Raw genomic sequence first — 15,907 nt, 5'->3', positions numbered from 1 at the left:
AAGTGTCAGCGGACCGTCGTGCCTGCGTCGAGCAGACCACCCATGGTAACCTTGCGCCCATCGCGGAAAAGCCGGGCCGTTGCCCCCGCTTTTGCCCTACATCTTTTAACGAGTTGCCTGACAATCCGATGAATAAAGCCGTCTCCGACCTGTCCTCCCACACTCCGATGATGCAGCAGTACTGGCGCCTGAAGAATCAGCACCCGGATCAGCTGATGTTCTATCGCATGGGCGACTTCTACGAGATCTTCTATGAAGACGCGAAGAAGGCTGCCAAGTTGCTCGACATCACCCTGACCGCGCGCGGTCAGTCGGCGGGTCAGGCGATTCCGATGTGCGGGATTCCATACCACGCGGCGGAAGGTTACCTGGCGAAACTGGTCAAGCTCGGCGAGTCGGTGGTGATCTGCGAGCAGGTCGGCGACCCGGCCACCAGCAAGGGTCCGGTGGAACGTCAGGTGGTGCGGATCATCACCCCGGGTACGGTCAGTGACGAAGCGCTGCTCGACGAGCGCCGCGACAACCTGATTGCGGCGGTCTTGGGCGACGAGCGCCTGTTCGGCCTGGCCGTGCTGGACATCACCAGCGGCAACTTCACCGTGTTGGAGATCAAGGGCTGGGAAAACCTGCTGGCGGAGCTGGAACGGGTGAACCCGGTGGAACTGCTGATCCCGGACGACTGGCCGAAAGACCTGCCGGCGGAAAAACGCCGTGGCGTGCGTCGTCGTGCGCCGTGGGATTTCGAGCGCGACTCGGCGCTGAAAAGTCTCTGCCAGCAGTTCTCCACGCAAGACCTGAAAGGCTTCGGTTGCGAAACCCTGACCCTGGCCATCGGCGCCGCCGGTTGCCTGCTGGCCTACGCCAAGGAAACCCAGCGCACCGCCCTGCCCCATCTGCGCAGCCTGCGCCATGAGCGCCTGGATGACACGGTGGTGCTGGACGGTGCGAGCCGTCGCAACCTCGAACTGGATACCAACCTGGCCGGTGGCCGCGACAACACCCTGCAATCGGTGGTCGATCGCTGCCAGACCGCGATGGGCAGCCGTCTGCTGACCCGTTGGCTGAACCGTCCGCTGCGCGATCTGACCGTGCTGCTCGCGCGACAAACGTCGATCACTTGTCTGCTCGACGGTTATCGCTTCGAAAAGCTGCAACCACAACTCAAGGAAATCGGCGACATCGAGCGGATTCTGGCGCGGATCGGTCTGCGCAATGCGCGGCCCCGTGACCTCGCCCGCCTGCGCGATGCCCTCGGCGCGCTGCCGCAACTGCAAGTGGCGATGACCGACCTTGAGGCGCCGCACCTGCAGCGCCTGGCGACCACCACCAGCACCTACCCGGAACTGGCGGCGCTGCTGGAAAAAGCCATTATCGACAACCCGCCAGCGGTGATCCGCGACGGCGGCGTGCTGAAAACCGGTTACGACAGCGAGCTCGACGAACTGCAATCACTGAGCGAAAACGCCGGCCAGTTCCTGATCGACCTCGAAGCACGGGAGAAGGCCCGCACTGGCCTGGCCAACCTGAAAGTCGGTTACAACCGCATTCATGGCTACTTCATCGAGTTGCCGAGCAAACAGGCCGAGTCCGCTCCGGCAGACTACATCCGTCGCCAGACGCTCAAGGGCGCCGAGCGCTTCATCACCCCGGAACTGAAAGAATTCGAAGACAAGGCGCTGTCGGCCAAAAGCCGTGCCCTGGCCCGCGAAAAGATGCTTTATGAAGCGCTGCTGGAAGACCTGATCAGCCAGCTGCCACCCCTGCAGGACACTGCCGGTGCACTGGCCGAGCTGGACGTGCTGAGCAACCTGGCCGAGCGTGCGCTGAACCTTGACCTGAACTGCCCGCGTTTCGTCAGCGAGCCGTGCATGCGCATCACTCAGGGTCGTCACCCGGTGGTCGAGCAAGTGCTGACCACGCCGTTCGTGGCCAACGATCTGAGCCTGGATGACAACACCCGAATGCTGGTGATTACCGGTCCGAACATGGGCGGTAAATCCACCTACATGCGGCAAACCGCATTGATCGTGCTGCTGGCACATATCGGCAGCTTCGTGCCGGCGGCCAGTTGCGAATTGTCGCTGGTGGACCGGATCTTCACCCGGATCGGCTCCAGCGATGACCTGGCCGGTGGCCGTTCGACCTTCATGGTCGAAATGAGTGAAACCGCCAATATCCTGCACAACGCCACCGAACGCAGCCTGGTGCTGATGGACGAAGTCGGTCGCGGCACCAGCACATTCGACGGTCTGTCGCTGGCATGGGCGGCGGCCGAGCGTCTGGCGCACCTGCGTGCCTATACTCTATTTGCGACGCACTATTTCGAACTCACCGTGTTGCCGGAAGCCGAGCCGTTGGTGGCCAACGTGCACCTCAACGCCACCGAGCACAACGAGCGCATCGTGTTCCTGCACCACGTGTTGCCGGGGCCTGCCAGCCAGAGCTACGGTCTGGCCGTGGCGCAACTGGCCGGCGTACCGAGCGAAGTGATCGTGCGTGCCCGTGAGCACCTGAGCCGACTGGAAGACACCGCATTGCCGCATGAGGCGCCGAAACCTGCCGTCAAAGGCAAGCCGGCCGCTCCGCAGCAGAGCGACATGTTCGCCAGCCTGCCGCATCCGGTGCTGGATGAGTTGGCGAAAGTGGATCTCGATGACCTGACTCCGCGTCGGGCACTCGAATTGTTATATGCACTTAAGAACCGGATCTAAGCACCGAAGAACCGGATATAACGCAAACGGCTTCAAGCTGTTAGAATCTCGCGCGGTTTGGGATGCTGCTGGCTAATAGCCTGGCTGGCAGACATCGCTCCCGAACCTGGCGACCCCAACCGTGAAGGGGCAACGCTGCCGCCGCCTGAGGAGAAAATTAGAAATGACCTTCGTCGTCACCGACAACTGCATCAAGTGCAAGTACACCGACTGCGTAGAAGTGTGTCCGGTGGACTGCTTTTACGAAGGCCCGAACTTCCTGGTAATTCACCCGGATGAGTGCATCGACTGCGCCCTGTGCGAACCAGAATGCCCGGCCGTGGCCATTTTCTCCGAGGACGAAGTTCCGGAAGAGATGCAGGAGTTCATTCAACTGAACGTTGAATTGGCCGAAATCTGGCCGAACATCACCGAGAAGAAAGAATCGCTGCCGGATGCCGAAGAGTGGGATGGCGTCAAAGGCAAGATCAAAGACCTCGAACGCTGATCTGTCACGCGTTCTGAAGAGGCCCCTTGCGGGCCTTTTTTTCGTCTCTGCCTTGAGTTTTTACGGGCAAAAAAAAGGGGCGGTTTGACCCGCCCACATTTTTTCCCTATTCCCTGTATTCCTTTTCATCGTCCTGATGAATCGCATCCCGCGATGTCCTTTCCCCTCATCCTTGAAGGGCGTGTCTGTCCGTCGACACAGTGCTGATACTAAAGAGTTCCCTGCCGAGAGCAATCGCCCCAGACAGCCAAAAGGGACTGTAATAAGCACTTCATATTTAAAAATATGCATGAAAATCAATGAGTTAAACTACAGTCCATCGAACAATAGACGTCTACCGTCCTGTAAAAATAGGGAACACTTACGAAAGAGTAAGCCAAGGCTTACACCGCGAGACTACAAACGATGGAATTGCCGACCGTATGTCTGGGGATGAATGGTGTGGCGAGGGAGTCTGCTCCCGCTAGGCGGCGCAACAGGCCCTAAAGCGGGGCCACTTCGTGCCCCAGCGGGAGCAAGCTCCCTCGCCACAGGAGATCCCGTTCGGTGCTCGAACAGGCAACAAAAAGCCCCGAACCAGTCGGGGCTTTTTGTGGGCGTTCGTCAGAGGCGCTTACTGAAACAGCGACTCGCTCGACAGGCCATTCTTCTCGAGGATTTCACGAAGGCGCTTGAGGCCCTCCACCTGGATCTGCCGCACCCGCTCCCGGGTCAGGCCGATCTCCAGGCCTACATCTTCCAGCGTGCTGCTCTCGTGGCCGCGCAGGCCGAAGCGACGTACGACCACCTCGCGCTGCTTGTCGGTCAATTCCGAGAGCCATTGATCGATACTCTGCGACAGGTCGTCATCCTGCAGCAGTTCGCATGGATCGGTCGGACGGTCATCCGTCAGGGTGTCCAGCAGGGTTTTATCCGAATCCGGACCCAGCGAGACGTCGACCGAAGAAACCCGCTCGTTCAGGCCGAGCATGCGCTTGACCTCGCCCACCGGTTTTTCCAGCAGGTTGGCGATTTCTTCGGGTGAAGGTTCGTGATCGAGCTTTTGCGTCAGCTCCCGTGCAGCCCGCAGGTACACGTTGAGTTCCTTGACCACATGGATCGGCAACCGGATGGTCCGGGTCTGATTCATGATCGCGCGCTCGATGGTCTGACGAATCCACCAGGTTGCGTAGGTCGAGAAGCGGAAGCCGCGCTCGGGATCGAACTTTTCCACTGCGCGGATCAAGCCGAGGTTGCCCTCTTCGATCAGATCCAGCAGCGACAGCCCCCGATTGACGTAACGCCGGGCGATCTTGACGACCAGCCGCAGGTTACTTTCAATCATGCGCTTGCGCCCGGCAGGGTCGCCACTTTGCGACAGGCGCGCAAAATGAACTTCTTCCTCGGGGGAGAGCAGTGGAGAAAAGCCGATTTCGTTGAGATACAACTGCGTGGCATCGAGTGCCCGCGTGTAGTCGATGTACTTGTGTTGTTTAAGTGAAGCGGAGTGTTTGGATTTGGAACGAACGGAAGGTGGAGCAGCCCCTTCATCATTCGACATCGAAGATTCCGAATCGATGCCGGCCTCCATAAGGAGAACCTCATCGTCGATGTCAAACTCCGGCACTTCTTTACTGAGAGCCATTGTTATAGTCCTTTGGTGAGTTCGACCCCAAGCTCAAGCGACGCCTTTATCCTTGGCAGCGCTGGAGCCTGTCCCCTCTACGCGACGGAACAGGCTGGCTTACAAATCAACGTCTTGGCAGGAACTGCAGCGGATCTACAGGTTTACCTTGTCGGCGAATCTCAAAATGCAGTTTCACCCGGTCTGTACCCGTCGACCCCATTTCGGCAATTGTCTGTCCGACCTTGACCTGCTGTCCCTCCCGAACCAACAGCCGACGGTTGTGACCGTAAGCACTGACGTAGGTTTCGCTGTGTTTGATGATGACTAATTCGCCGTAGCCCCTTAAGCCACTCCCGGCGTATACCACCGTCCCATCAGACGCAGCTAAAACAGGCTGTCCCAAATCTCCGGCGATATCAATTCCTTTATTCAAACTACCGTTTGAAGAGAATTTTCCAATCAGAATGCCATTAGATGGCCATCCCCAGCCGGTCGGGGCCGGGCCCGGTGGAGGCAGTGGAGCCGGGGCCGGTTTGTTGGCGACGGACGGTGCAGCCCCCGCAGAACCGGCCCCGGAACCGGTCACTGTGGTGGTCGTCGTGCCATTCGCCTGGCGCCGGATTACCGTGGTTTTGCTCGACGAAGATGGCGAGGAACTGCTGTTGCTCACCACTGCTGTCGGCGTTGAACCGGTGCGGCCATCGAAGCGAATTGTCTGACCCGGATGTATCGTATATGGCGTAGGAATATTGTTCCGTGCCGCGAGGGCTTTGTAGTCCCAGCCGTAGCGAAAAGCGATGGAAAACAGCGTATCGCCCGGACGGACTACATATTGCCCGGTCGTGACGGCTGGACGCTGGGCCGCCGCACCGTTGCGATCGACTACTCGTACGTTACTCGATTTGGTGCTGGAGCAACCGACCAGCAAGGTGCTCAATACAAGGCCAGTCACCAGGCGCTGAAAGCTCGTGTTACCCATACGCTGCGCAATGACTGTGAGACTCACCCGCCGCTCCCTTTGTGGTGGCTGAAATATGTGGAATGCCGTGTCGCGGCAAGCAGTGTCGCAAGTATAACGGGCCGCACAGGCTTTACCGTTAAAGATGCGAAAACGCTTCACGCACACGTTTGCCCGTGGACAATTCGTAGTGTTTAACTCCTTGCTGCCGGTGTAAGACCGAGTCCAGCGAAAGGAATTCAGCGCCTGTAAACAAATGCTCAGGCCAACGGGCCGTTGAGCAATGGCACGAAGCGCACCGCGCCCAAAACGTGGCGGGAAAAGCCGTGCTCTTCACGCACGATCAGCATCAATTGCTGCACTTCCCCCGAGCCGACCGGAATCACCATCCGCCCCCCCGGAGCCAGTTGATCAAGCAACGCCTGCGGCACATCGGTGGCGACCGCCGTGACGATGATGCCGTTATACGGTGCCAGTGCCGGCCAGCCTTCCCAGCCATCGCCCCAGCGGAACACCACGTTGCGCAGGTTGAGTTCGACCAGGCGTTCTTTGGCCCGGTCCTGCAGGACCTTGATGCGTTCGACCGAAAAGACCCGCTCAACCAGTTGCGACAGCACCGCCGTCTGATAGCCCGAACCGGTGCCGATTTCCAGCACCTTGTCCAACGGACCCGCCTCCAGCAGCAGCTCGCTCATGCGCGCCACCATATAAGGCTGGGAGATGGTCTGGTTGTGGCCGATCGGCAGCGCGGTATCTTCGTAGGCACGGTGTGCCAGTGCTTCATCGACGAACAGATGACGCGGCGTACGGCGGATCACTTCCAGCACCTTGGCGTTGGACAGGCCTTCTTCATAGAGACGCTGGATCAGACGTTCGCGCGTGCGCTGCGACGTCATGCCGATGCCACTGCGCATTCTGTCTTCGTGTTCACGAGCCATCAGCGCAGTCCCTCCAGCCAGCCGTCGAGACTTCTGAAGGCATCGTTGAAGGTGCGATCGAGCTGCAATGGCGTGATCGACACATAACCTTGCATCACCGCATGAAAGTCGGTGCCCGGGCCGCCATCTTCGGCATCGCCGGCAGCGGCGATCCAGTAACCGGCCTTGCCACGCGGATCGACCACTTTCATCGGTGCCGCGGCACGGGCGCGATGGCCCAGGCGGGTCAGTTGAATACCGCGAATGTGTTCGATCGGCAAATTGGGGATGTTCACGTTCAGCACCGTGCGCGGCGGCAGGTCCAGCCCGGCGTGGGCCTCGACCAGTTTGCGCGCGAAATGGGCCGCTGTCGCCAGATTATCCACCTGCCGCGAGACCAGCGAGAACGCGAACGAAGGGCGCTCGAGGAAGCGCCCTTCGAGGGCGGCCGCCACGGTGCCGGAATACAGCACATCATCGCCCAGATTGGCGCCGAGGTTGATCCCGGAAACCACCATGTCCGGCTCGCGCTCCAGCAGGCCGTTGAGGCCCAGGTGCACGCAGTCGGTCGGTGTACCGTTGAGGCTGATGAAACCGTTGGCCAGGTATTGCGGGTGCAACGGACGGTCGAGCGTCAGCGAACTGCTGGCGCCGCTTTTGTCCTGCTCCGGGGCGATAACCACGCATTCGGTGTAATCCGCCAGCGCACCATAAAGCGCGGCGAGACCGGGTGCGGTTACCCCATCGTCGTTAGAAATCAGAATACGCATGGGCTGTCCGTCTGCCCCACCGGCACCAGATCAACGAGTTCGCGCACCAATACGGTGGCGAAGCATCCGGCCGGGAGGACGAATTCCAGTTGCAGAATGTCAGGCTGGGGATAATGCCACGACAACCCGCCAATGGGCAGCCGCAGGATGCGACGTTCGTGGCTCATTCCGGCATTGATCAACCAATCGCGCAGGTCGGCCTCGCGCTCGGCAATCCCCTGCTCCAGATCATGGACAGCGCCGGCAGCCGGTGAGTCACCTTCGCCCCACTGCGGACCGGTGGGGTGCAGATCGAGAATCGCCAGACGCGGATCGCTGCATTCGGCTTCACCGGCCGGGAAAAAACTACGGCTGTCGGTGAACGCCAGCAGATCGCCCACCTGCGCCTGCTGCCAGGTACCGTCGGCAACCCGCGCCGCCAAGACCTGATTGAACAGAAAACTGCGCGCCGTCGACAGCAGCCGCGAACGCACATTGCGCTGCTCCGGTAGAGCCTTGCGCGCCGCCCACGCACGCGCATCAACGACGTTGCCGCCGTCATGGCCGAAACGCTGGGCGCCGAAATAATTGGGAATGCCTTGCTTGGCGATCAACTGCAGACGCTGTTCGATCGCCTCCTTGTCGCCGGCGAACTGGGTCAGGCGCAGGGTAAAACCGTTGGCCGAATGCGCGCCGCGTTGCAGCTTGCGCTTGTGGCGCGTGGTCTTGAGGATCTTCAGCGTATCGTTCTCCGCCGCCGACAGGTCCGGATCAGCCTTGCCCGGCAGTTGCACGCTGAACCACTGGCGGGTCAGCGCCTGACGATCCTTGAGCCCGGCATAGCTGACGGTACGCAAGGACACGCCGGCTGCCTTGGCAATTCGGCGCGCCGCTTCCTCGGTGTTCAGGCCACGTTTTTCCACCCAGATCCACAGGTGTTCACCATCGCCGCTGAACGGGATGTCGAGCACTTCGTCGACCTGAAAATCTTCGGCGATGGCTTTCAGTACTGCGGTACCGAGGGGTTCGCCATAGGCTCGCGGGCCGAGCAATTGCAGTTCGTTCATGCGCGCAGCAACAAGGCGACGGAGTGCACGGCGATGCCTTCTTCGCGACCGACAAAGCCAAGCTTTTCGGTGGTGGTAGCTTTCACGTTCACTTGATCCAACTCAACTTGAAGATCGGCGGCGATCAACGCGCGCATCGATTCGATATGCGGGGCCATTTTCGGCGCCTGGGCAACGATGGTGTTGTCGACATTGCCGATTTTCCAGCCCTTGGCGTGGATCAGCGCGACCACATGGCGCAACAGCACGCGGCTGTCGGCACCCTTGAATTGCGGGTCGGTGTCCGGAAAGTGTTTGCCGATATCCCCTAGCGCAGCCGCGCCGAGCAAGGCATCGCTCAAGGCGTGCAGCAGGACGTCACCGTCGGAGTGAGCGAGCAGCCCGAAGCCGTGTGCAATGCGCACGCCGCCCAGAGTAATGAAATCGCCTTCAGCGAAACGGTGCACATCGTAGCCGTGGCCAATACGCATAAAAAAAACGCCCCGATTTTTGTCAGGGCGTGATTCTACCTGCATTAACCCGGGGGGTGTTCTCAATTAGTTTCCCCTCCGCGTTGTCGCCTTAAAGCGTGCCAGGCAAGGCGCAGGCCGCTGGGAATGGTTGTTCCCTTCCCAAGGCATGCAACGCAGCATGGCACGCTTTAAGGCACAACCCGAAGGGCCGGGCCTGCTGTTTTGCAGGGCTGCGTTGCTCGAAGCTTATTTGGAACAACCAAACCACGCTTCTCGCGCCTTGCCCTGCAAAACAGCAGACCCGGCGCGGAGTGGAAACTAACTGAGAATACCCCCCAGGGCGCGTGCGTGATGCTGCAAGTGGTCGTCAATGAAGCTTGCGATGAAGAAATAGCTGTGGTCATAACCCGGTTGCAGACGCAGCGTCAGCGGATGACCCGCTTGTTTTGCCGCTTGTTGCAGGGCTTCGGGTTTGAGCTGGTTTTCAAGGAAATCATCGCGATCACCCTGGTCCACCAACAGCGGCAATTTCTCGTCGGCTTCGGCAATCAGCGCACAGGCATCCCACTCTTTCCACTTGGAGCGGTCTTCACCCAGATAGCGGGAGAATGCTTTCTGCCCCCACGGGCAATCCATCGGGTTGTTGATCGGCGAAAACGCCGACACCGATTGGTAACGCCCCGGATTGCGCAGCGCGCAGACCAACGCACCGTGACCGCCCATGGAGTGGCCGCTGATGCTGCGTTTGTCCGATGCCGGGAAATGCGCTTCAACCAGTGAAGGCAATTCCTGCACGACATAGTCATGCATCCGATAGTGCCGCGACCAGGGTTCCTGCGTGGCATTCAGGTAGAACCCGGCGCCGAGGCCGAAATCCCAGGCGCCATCCGGATCACCCGGCACGTCCGGGCCACGCGGACTGGTGTCCGGCGCGACGATAATCAGACCGAGTTCGGCTGCCATGCGCATCGCCCCGGCTTTCTGCATGAAGTTTTCGTCTGTGCAGGTCAGCCCCGACAACCAGTACAGCACCGGCAACTGACCGCCCTGCTCCGCTTGCGGCGGCAGGTACACGGCAAACACCATGTCGCAGCCGAGCACCTCGGAGCGGTGGCGATAGCGCTTGTGCCAACCGCCGAAACTTTTCTGACAGGAGATGTTTTCCAGACTCATGGGGATTCTCCCAGCTGCAAGCGGCAAGCTTCGAGCTTCAAGAAAAGGCAAAAGCGGCCTGACTTGCAGCTTGAAGCTTGTAACTTGAGGCTGCTTTTAGAAATGAATGACGGTACGGATGCTCTTGCCTTCGTGCATCAGGTCGAAAGCCTTGTTGATGTCTTCCAGGCCCATGGTGTGGGTGATGAACGTATCCAGCGGGATTTCGCCGCTCTGGGCCATGTCGACGTAGCTTGGCAGTTCGGTACGGCCACGCACGCCGCCGAACGCCGAACCGCGCCAGACGCGACCGGTCACCAACTGGAATGGACGGGTCGAAATTTCCTGACCGGCACCGGCCACGCCGATGATCACCGATTCGCCCCAGCCCTTGTGGCAGCACTCCAGCGCTGCGCGCATCAGTTGCACGTTGCCGATGCACTCGAAAGAGAAGTCGACGCCGCCGTCGGTCATGTCGACGATCACTTCCTGGATCGGCCGATCAAAATCCTTCGGATTGACGCAGTCAGTAGCGCCCAACTGCTTGGCGATTTCGAACTTGGCCGGGTTGATGTCAATGGCGATGATCCGCGCAGCCTTGGCTTTCACCGCGCCGATCACGGCGGACAGGCCGATGCCGCCCAGACCGAAGATCGCCACGGTGTCCCCTGGCTTGACCTTGGCGGTGTTGAGCACCGCACCGATACCGGTGGTCACGCCGCAACCAAGCAGGCAGACCTTTTCCAGCGGCGCATCCTTGGAGATTTTCGCCACGGAGATTTCCGGGAGCACGGTGTACTCGGAAAAGGTCGAGGTACCCATGTAGTGGAAAATCGTTTCGCCCTTGTAGGAAAAGCGCGAAGTACCGTCCGGCATCAGACCTTTGCCCTGGGTGGCGCGAATTGCCTGACACAGGTTGGTCTTACCCGACTTACAGAACTTGCACTGCCCGCATTCCGGGGTGTACAGCGGAATCACGTGATCACCGACGGCGACCGAGGTCACGCCTTCGCCGATGGCCTCAACGATCGCACCACCTTCGTGGCCGAGGATCGACGGGAAGATACCTTCCGGGTCAGCACCGGACAGGGTGTAGGCGTCAGTGTGGCAAACCCCGGAAGCCACCACGCGCAGCAACACTTCACCGGCCTTCGGCATGGCGACATCGACTTCTACGATTTCCAGCGGCTTCTTGGCCTCGAAGGCAACGGCGGCGCGCGACTTGATCATGCTGACTCTCCAGTGAATCCATTGAATAAAAAAACCAGACCGGCAGTGTAGTACAGCGCTATCTGATGAATAATCAGGACAAAAGCAAAACATTATTGCCACACAGGGATAATCCCGATGTCCGAAAACCGCTGGGAAGGCATCGACGAGTTCGTCGCCGTCGCCGAATGCAGCCAATTCACCGCTGCGGCAGAACGCCTTGGAGTTTCTTCCTCACACATCAGTCGACAAATCGTACGGCTGGAAGAGCGTTTGCAGACACGTCTGCTCTACCGCAGCACTCGCCGCGTCACCCTGACCGAAGCCGGGCAGACCTTTCTGCAGCATTGCCAACGCCTGCAAGACGGTCGCGAAGAAGCCCTGCGCGCCGTCGGCGACCTGACCAGTGAACCAAAAGGCATGCTGCGCATGACCTGCGCCGTGGCCTATGGCGAGCGGTTCATCGTGCCGTTGGTGACGCGATTCATGGGGCAATACCCGCAATTGCGTGTCGACATCGAACTGAGCAATCGCCAACTCGATCTGGTGCATGAGGGATTGGATCTGGCGATCCGCCTGGGTCGGCTACAGGATTCGCGACTGGTCGCCACTCGGCTGGCGCCACGGCGCATGTACCTGTGCGCGTCACCGTCCTACCTGGAACGGTACGGTCGCCCACACAGTTTGTCGGAACTGAGTCGGCACAATTGCCTGATCGGCAGCTCGGATCTGTGGCAACTGGAACAGAACGGGCGGGAATTTTCCCAGCGTGTGCAGGGAAACTGGCGCTGCAACAGTGGGCAAGCGGTGCTGGATGCGGCGCTGCAAGGGGTCGGGTTGTGTCAGTTGCCGGACTATTACGTGCTTGAGCATTTGCACAGCGGGGCGCTGATTTCGTTGCTCGAGGCGCATCAACCGCCGAATACCGCGGTGTGGGCGTTGTATCCGCAGCAGCGGCATTTGTCGCCGAAGGTGCGCAAGCTGGTGGATTTCTTGAAGGCAGGGTTGGCTGAGCGGCCTGAGTATCAGGAATGAGTATTGGGTTGGCTGTAAATGCGCTATCGCGAGCAGGCTCACTCCTACAGGGGAACGCATCTCAAAATGTAGGAGTGAGCCTGCTCGCGATGGCGATTCAACAGGCACCACAGAAATTCAGCGGCGATTGGCCCAACGCTGACGCAACCACTCCAGATCTTCCGGCCGGGTGACCTTGAGGTTGTCCGCCCGCCCTTCGATCAGACGCGGCGCCAGGCCGGCCCACTCCATCGCCGAGGCCTCATCGGTAATCAGCGCATCGGCCACCAGACTGTCCGCCAACGCCCGATGCAAAGCACCGAGGCGGAACATCTGTGGCGTGTAGGCCTGCCAGATCACGCTGCGGTCAACGGTTTCGACCACGCGACCGCGCTTGTCGACCCGCTTGAGCGTGTCGCGCGCCGGTACAGCGAGCAGACCGCCTACCGGATCATTTGCCAGCTCGGCCAGCAGCTTGTCGAGATCGTCGCGACTCAGGTTGGGCCGCGCGGCATCGTGCACCAGCACCCAATCCTCATCGTCGGCACCTTGTGCATGCAGATGCAGCAAGGCGTTGAGCACAGAAGCAGAACGCTCGGCGCCCCCCTCAACCCGCTGAATACGCGAATCACCGGCGCACGCCAGGTTCGGCCAATAAGGATCGTCAACAGCAAGACTGACCACCAGCCCCTTGAGGCTTGGGTGATCCAGAAAACAGCCGAGGCTGTGTTCGAGAATTGTGCGTCCACCCAGTTGCAGGTATTGCTTGGGACGGTCCGCGGCCATTCGGGCACCGACGCCCGCGGCAGGAATCACGGCCCAGAAGGCCGGCAGAGAATCGATCATTGGGCCAGCTGGTAAAGGGTTTCACCGTCCTTGACCATGCCCAGCTCATGGCGAGCGCGTTCTTCAACGGTCTCCATGCCTTTTTTCAGCTCGCTGACTTCAGCGTCCATCACCCGGTTGCGCTCCAGCAGGCCTTCATTCTCGGCGTGCTGATCAGCAATCTGCTGATTCAGCTCGGCGACCTGCGCCAGACTGCCATTGCCCACCCACAGGCGGTACTGCAGACCGGCCAGCAGCAAGAGCAAAACGAGAAACAACCAGTAAGGACTGCGCATCGAATATCAGGTATCCAGTGAAAAAAGACAGCCACGCCAAAACTTTGAAACATCTGATAGCACGAAGCCTGGAAGATCCAGGCTTGTGCATATAAGGCATCAGATTAGTGGCAAATCCATCGCTGTCACGACTTTTCCGACACAATCCGGTGTCTTTTTACCATTTACAACTCAGCCGCGGAACTCGCTGCGACCGTTGTACTTGGCTTTGCCATTCAACTGCTCTTCGATACGCAGCAGTTGGTTGTACTTGGAAACACGGTCGGAACGGCACAGCGAACCGGTCTTGATCTGGCCAGCCGAGGTGCCCACAGCCAGGTCGGCAATGGTCGAATCTTCGGTTTCGCCCGAGCGGTGCGAGATCACTGCGGTGTAACCGGCTGCCTTGGCCATCTGGATGGCTTCCAGGGTTTCGGTCAGGGTGCCGATCTGGTTGAACTTGATCAGGATCGAGTTGGCGATCTTTTTATCGATGCCTTCTTTCAGGATCTTGGTGTTGGTCACGAACAGGTCGTCACCTACCAGTTGGGTCTTCTCGCCGATCTTGTCGGTGAGGATCTTCCAGCCAGCCCAGTCGGACTCGTCCAGACCGTCTTCGATCGAGATGATCGGATAACGTTCGGTCAGGCCTTTGAGGTAGTCGGCGAAACCTTCAGCGGTGAACACCTGGCCTTCACCGGACAGGTTGTACTTGCCATCTTCGTAGAATTCGCTGGCTGCGCAGTCCAGCGCCAGGGTCACGTCGGTGCCCAGCTTGTAACCGGCGTTGGCCACTGCTTCGGAGATCACTTTCAGCGCGTCTTCGTTGGACGCCAGGTTCGGTGCGAAACCGCCTTCGTCGCCAACGGCGGTGCTCAGGCCACGGGCCTTCAGCACAGCTTTGAGGTGATGGAAAATCTCGGTGCCCATGCGCAGACCTTCCGAGAAGGTCTTGGCGCCAACCGGCTGCACCATGAATTCCTGGATGTCGACGTTGTTATCGGCGTGCTCGCCACCGTTGATGATGTTCATCATCGGCACCGGCATCGAGTACACACCCGGAGTGCCGTTCAGGTTGGCGATGTGTGCGTACAGCGGCAGGTCCTGATCCTGTGCAGCCGCCTTGGCCGCAGCCAGGGACACGGCGAGGATGGCGTTGGCGCCCAGGGTTGCCTTGTTTTCGGTACCGTCGAGCTTGATCATCGCGTGATCCAGGGCTTTCTGGTCGCTTGGGTCGGTGCCCAGCAGCAGATCGCGGATCGGACCGTTGATGTTGGCTACCGCCTTGAGCACGCCCTTGCCCAGGTAACGGCTCTTGTCGCCATCACGCAGCTCGAGCGCTTCACGCGAGCCAGTGGATGCACCGGACGGCGCGCAAGCGCTGCCGATGATGCCGTTGTCGAGAAGCACGTCCGCTTCCACGGTGGGATTGCCACGGGAGTCGAGAACTTCACGACCTTTGATGTCGACGATTTTTGCCATTGTTGTAAACACTCCAAAGTTGACGAAAACGACGCAGCTAGAGGAAATCTTTTTACCGTCGGCAAGTGGTGTGCAGCGGGCAGCTTGCAGACGACAACGCACATACCCGAGGGCATGTGCGACAAATCGTGCGGTACTTTACCGGAGAAATGAGCTTTACGCGGTTTCTACCGTCGGAAAACTCTTCACCAGTTCGTCCAAAGCTTTGAGCTGGGCCAGAAATGGCTCCAGTTTGTCCAGACGCAAGGCGCAAGGGCCGTCGCATTTGGCGTTGTCCGGGTCCGGGTGCGCTTCGAGGAACAGACCGGCCAGCGACTGGCTCATGCCGGCCTTGGCCAGATCGGTGACCTGTGCGCGGCGACCGCCGGCGGAGTCGGAACGACCGCCAGGCATTTGCAGCGAATGGGTCACGTCGAAGAATACCGGGTACTCGAACTGCTTCATGATGCCGAAGCCGAGCATGTCCACCACGAGGTTGTTGTAGCCGAAGCTCGAACCACGCTCGCAGAGGATCAGTTGATCGTTACCCGCTTCCACGCACTTGTTCAGGATGTGTTTCATTTCCTGAGGCGCGAGGAACTGGGCTTTCTTGATGTTGATGACGGCATTGGTCTTGGCCATCGCGACGACCAGATCGGTCTGGCGCGACAGGAAGGCCGGCAGCTGGATGATGTCGCAGACTTCAGCGACGACCGCGGCCTGGTCAGGCTCATGGACGTCGGTGATGATCGGCACACCGAAGGCTTGTTTGATGTCCTGGAAGATGCGCATGCCCTCTTCCAGGCCAGGACCACGATAGGAGGTCACAGAAGATCGGTTGGCCTTGTCGAAACTGGCCTTGAACACATAAGGGATACCGAGTTTCTCGGTGACCTTCACGTACTCTTCGCAAACCTGCATGGCCATGTCGCGGCTTTCCAGCACGTTCATGCCGCCGAACAGCACCATGGGTTTGTCGTTGGCGATCTCGATGTTGCCAACGCGGATGATCTTCTGTGCCATC

General features: G+C 59.7%; 15 protein-coding genes. 3 read left to right on the top strand and 12 right to left on the bottom strand.

The window, feature by feature from the left end:
- Nucleotides 1–128 precede the first annotated feature (128 nt).
- On the top strand, nt 129–2,711 hold the full coding sequence (gene mutS, locus NN484_RS02245) for a DNA mismatch repair protein MutS (RefSeq protein ID WP_007964305.1): 2,583 nt from the start codon (nt 129–131) through the stop codon (nt 2,709–2,711).
- A 163-nt stretch (nt 2,712–2,874) separates the two neighbouring features.
- Nucleotides 2,875–3,198 (top strand): ferredoxin FdxA, encoded by a 324-nt coding sequence (gene fdxA, locus NN484_RS02240; protein ID WP_007908827.1) that lies wholly within the window; start codon nt 2,875–2,877, stop codon nt 3,196–3,198.
- Between the two features lie 613 nt (nt 3,199–3,811).
- Here fdxA and rpoS read toward each other — a convergent pair.
- The 8 genes from rpoS to NN484_RS02200 form a co-directional block, all read right to left on the bottom strand.
- On the bottom strand, nt 3,812–4,822 hold the full coding sequence (gene rpoS, locus NN484_RS02235; protein ID WP_016985073.1) for an RNA polymerase sigma factor RpoS: 1,011 nt from the start codon (nt 4,820–4,822) through the stop codon (nt 3,812–3,814).
- 106 nt (nt 4,823–4,928) lie between these two features.
- Nucleotides 4,929–5,810, bottom strand: coding sequence for a peptidoglycan DD-metalloendopeptidase family protein (locus tag NN484_RS02230; protein WP_274658512.1), 882 nt, complete (start codon nt 5,808–5,810; stop codon nt 4,929–4,931).
- A 212-nt stretch (nt 5,811–6,022) separates the two neighbouring features.
- Nucleotides 6,023–6,658 carry a protein-L-isoaspartate(D-aspartate) O-methyltransferase gene (locus NN484_RS02225; RefSeq protein WP_169841266.1) on the bottom strand — a complete coding sequence of 212 codons (636 nt, stop codon included), beginning with the start codon at nt 6,656–6,658 and terminating at the stop codon, nt 6,023–6,025.
- Between the two features lie 41 nt (nt 6,659–6,699).
- Entirely contained in the window at nt 6,700–7,449 is a 750-nt protein-coding gene (gene surE / locus NN484_RS02220; protein ID WP_215501428.1) for a 5'/3'-nucleotidase SurE, read from the bottom strand.
- Nucleotides 7,437–8,495 carry a tRNA pseudouridine(13) synthase TruD gene (gene truD / locus NN484_RS02215; RefSeq protein WP_127650690.1) on the bottom strand — a complete coding sequence of 353 codons (1,059 nt, stop codon included), beginning with the start codon at nt 8,493–8,495 and terminating at the stop codon, nt 7,437–7,439. Before truD ends, surE begins: the two co-directional genes overlap by 13 nt.
- Nucleotides 8,492–8,965 carry a 2-C-methyl-D-erythritol 2,4-cyclodiphosphate synthase gene (gene ispF / locus NN484_RS02210; RefSeq protein WP_025110868.1) on the bottom strand — a complete coding sequence of 158 codons (474 nt, stop codon included), beginning with the start codon at nt 8,963–8,965 and terminating at the stop codon, nt 8,492–8,494. The genes truD and ispF overlap by 4 nt, the downstream gene beginning before the upstream one ends.
- A 300-nt stretch (nt 8,966–9,265) precedes the next feature.
- Entirely contained in the window at nt 9,266–10,126 is an 861-nt protein-coding gene (fghA, locus tag NN484_RS02205) for an S-formylglutathione hydrolase (protein ID WP_215501698.1), read from the bottom strand.
- A gap of 90 nt (nt 10,127–10,216) precedes the next feature.
- On the bottom strand, nt 10,217–11,329 hold the full coding sequence (locus NN484_RS02200) for an S-(hydroxymethyl)glutathione dehydrogenase/class III alcohol dehydrogenase (RefSeq protein WP_008081726.1): 1,113 nt from the start codon (nt 11,327–11,329) through the stop codon (nt 10,217–10,219).
- A gap of 117 nt (nt 11,330–11,446) precedes the next feature.
- Here NN484_RS02200 and NN484_RS02195 point away from each other — a divergent pair, with 117 nt between their 5' ends.
- A complete protein-coding gene (locus tag NN484_RS02195; protein WP_127650694.1) occupies nt 11,447–12,343 on the top strand; it encodes a LysR family transcriptional regulator in 897 nt (298 codons plus the stop codon).
- Between the two features lie 117 nt (nt 12,344–12,460).
- On the opposite strand, the gene ispD is transcribed toward NN484_RS02195, so the two are convergent.
- The 4 genes from ispD to kdsA all read right to left on the bottom strand — a co-directional run bounded on the left by ispD (nt 12,461) and on the right by kdsA (nt 15,906).
- A complete protein-coding gene (ispD, locus tag NN484_RS02190; RefSeq protein ID WP_127650696.1) occupies nt 12,461–13,168 on the bottom strand; it encodes a 2-C-methyl-D-erythritol 4-phosphate cytidylyltransferase in 708 nt (235 codons plus the stop codon).
- Nucleotides 13,165–13,443, bottom strand: a complete 279-nt coding sequence (gene ftsB, locus NN484_RS02185; RefSeq protein ID WP_007908838.1) for a cell division protein FtsB — start codon at nt 13,441–13,443, stop codon at nt 13,165–13,167. Before ftsB ends, ispD begins: the two co-directional genes overlap by 4 nt.
- 171 nt (nt 13,444–13,614) lie before the next feature.
- Nucleotides 13,615–14,904 (bottom strand): phosphopyruvate hydratase, encoded by a 1,290-nt coding sequence (gene eno / locus NN484_RS02180; protein ID WP_003222156.1) that lies wholly within the window; start codon nt 14,902–14,904, stop codon nt 13,615–13,617.
- A 156-nt stretch (nt 14,905–15,060) separates the two neighbouring features.
- Nucleotides 15,061–15,906 carry a 3-deoxy-8-phosphooctulonate synthase gene (gene kdsA / locus NN484_RS02175; RefSeq protein WP_098967470.1) on the bottom strand — a complete coding sequence of 282 codons (846 nt, stop codon included), beginning with the start codon at nt 15,904–15,906 and terminating at the stop codon, nt 15,061–15,063.
- Nucleotide 15,907: the final 1 nt, after the last annotated feature.

Origin of the sequence: Pseudomonas serboccidentalis, from assembly GCF_028830055.1 — a bacterium.
GTDB lineage: Bacteria > Pseudomonadota > Gammaproteobacteria > Pseudomonadales > Pseudomonadaceae > Aquipseudomonas > Aquipseudomonas serboccidentalis.
This window is presented reverse-complemented; position numbering and strand designations above follow the sequence as displayed.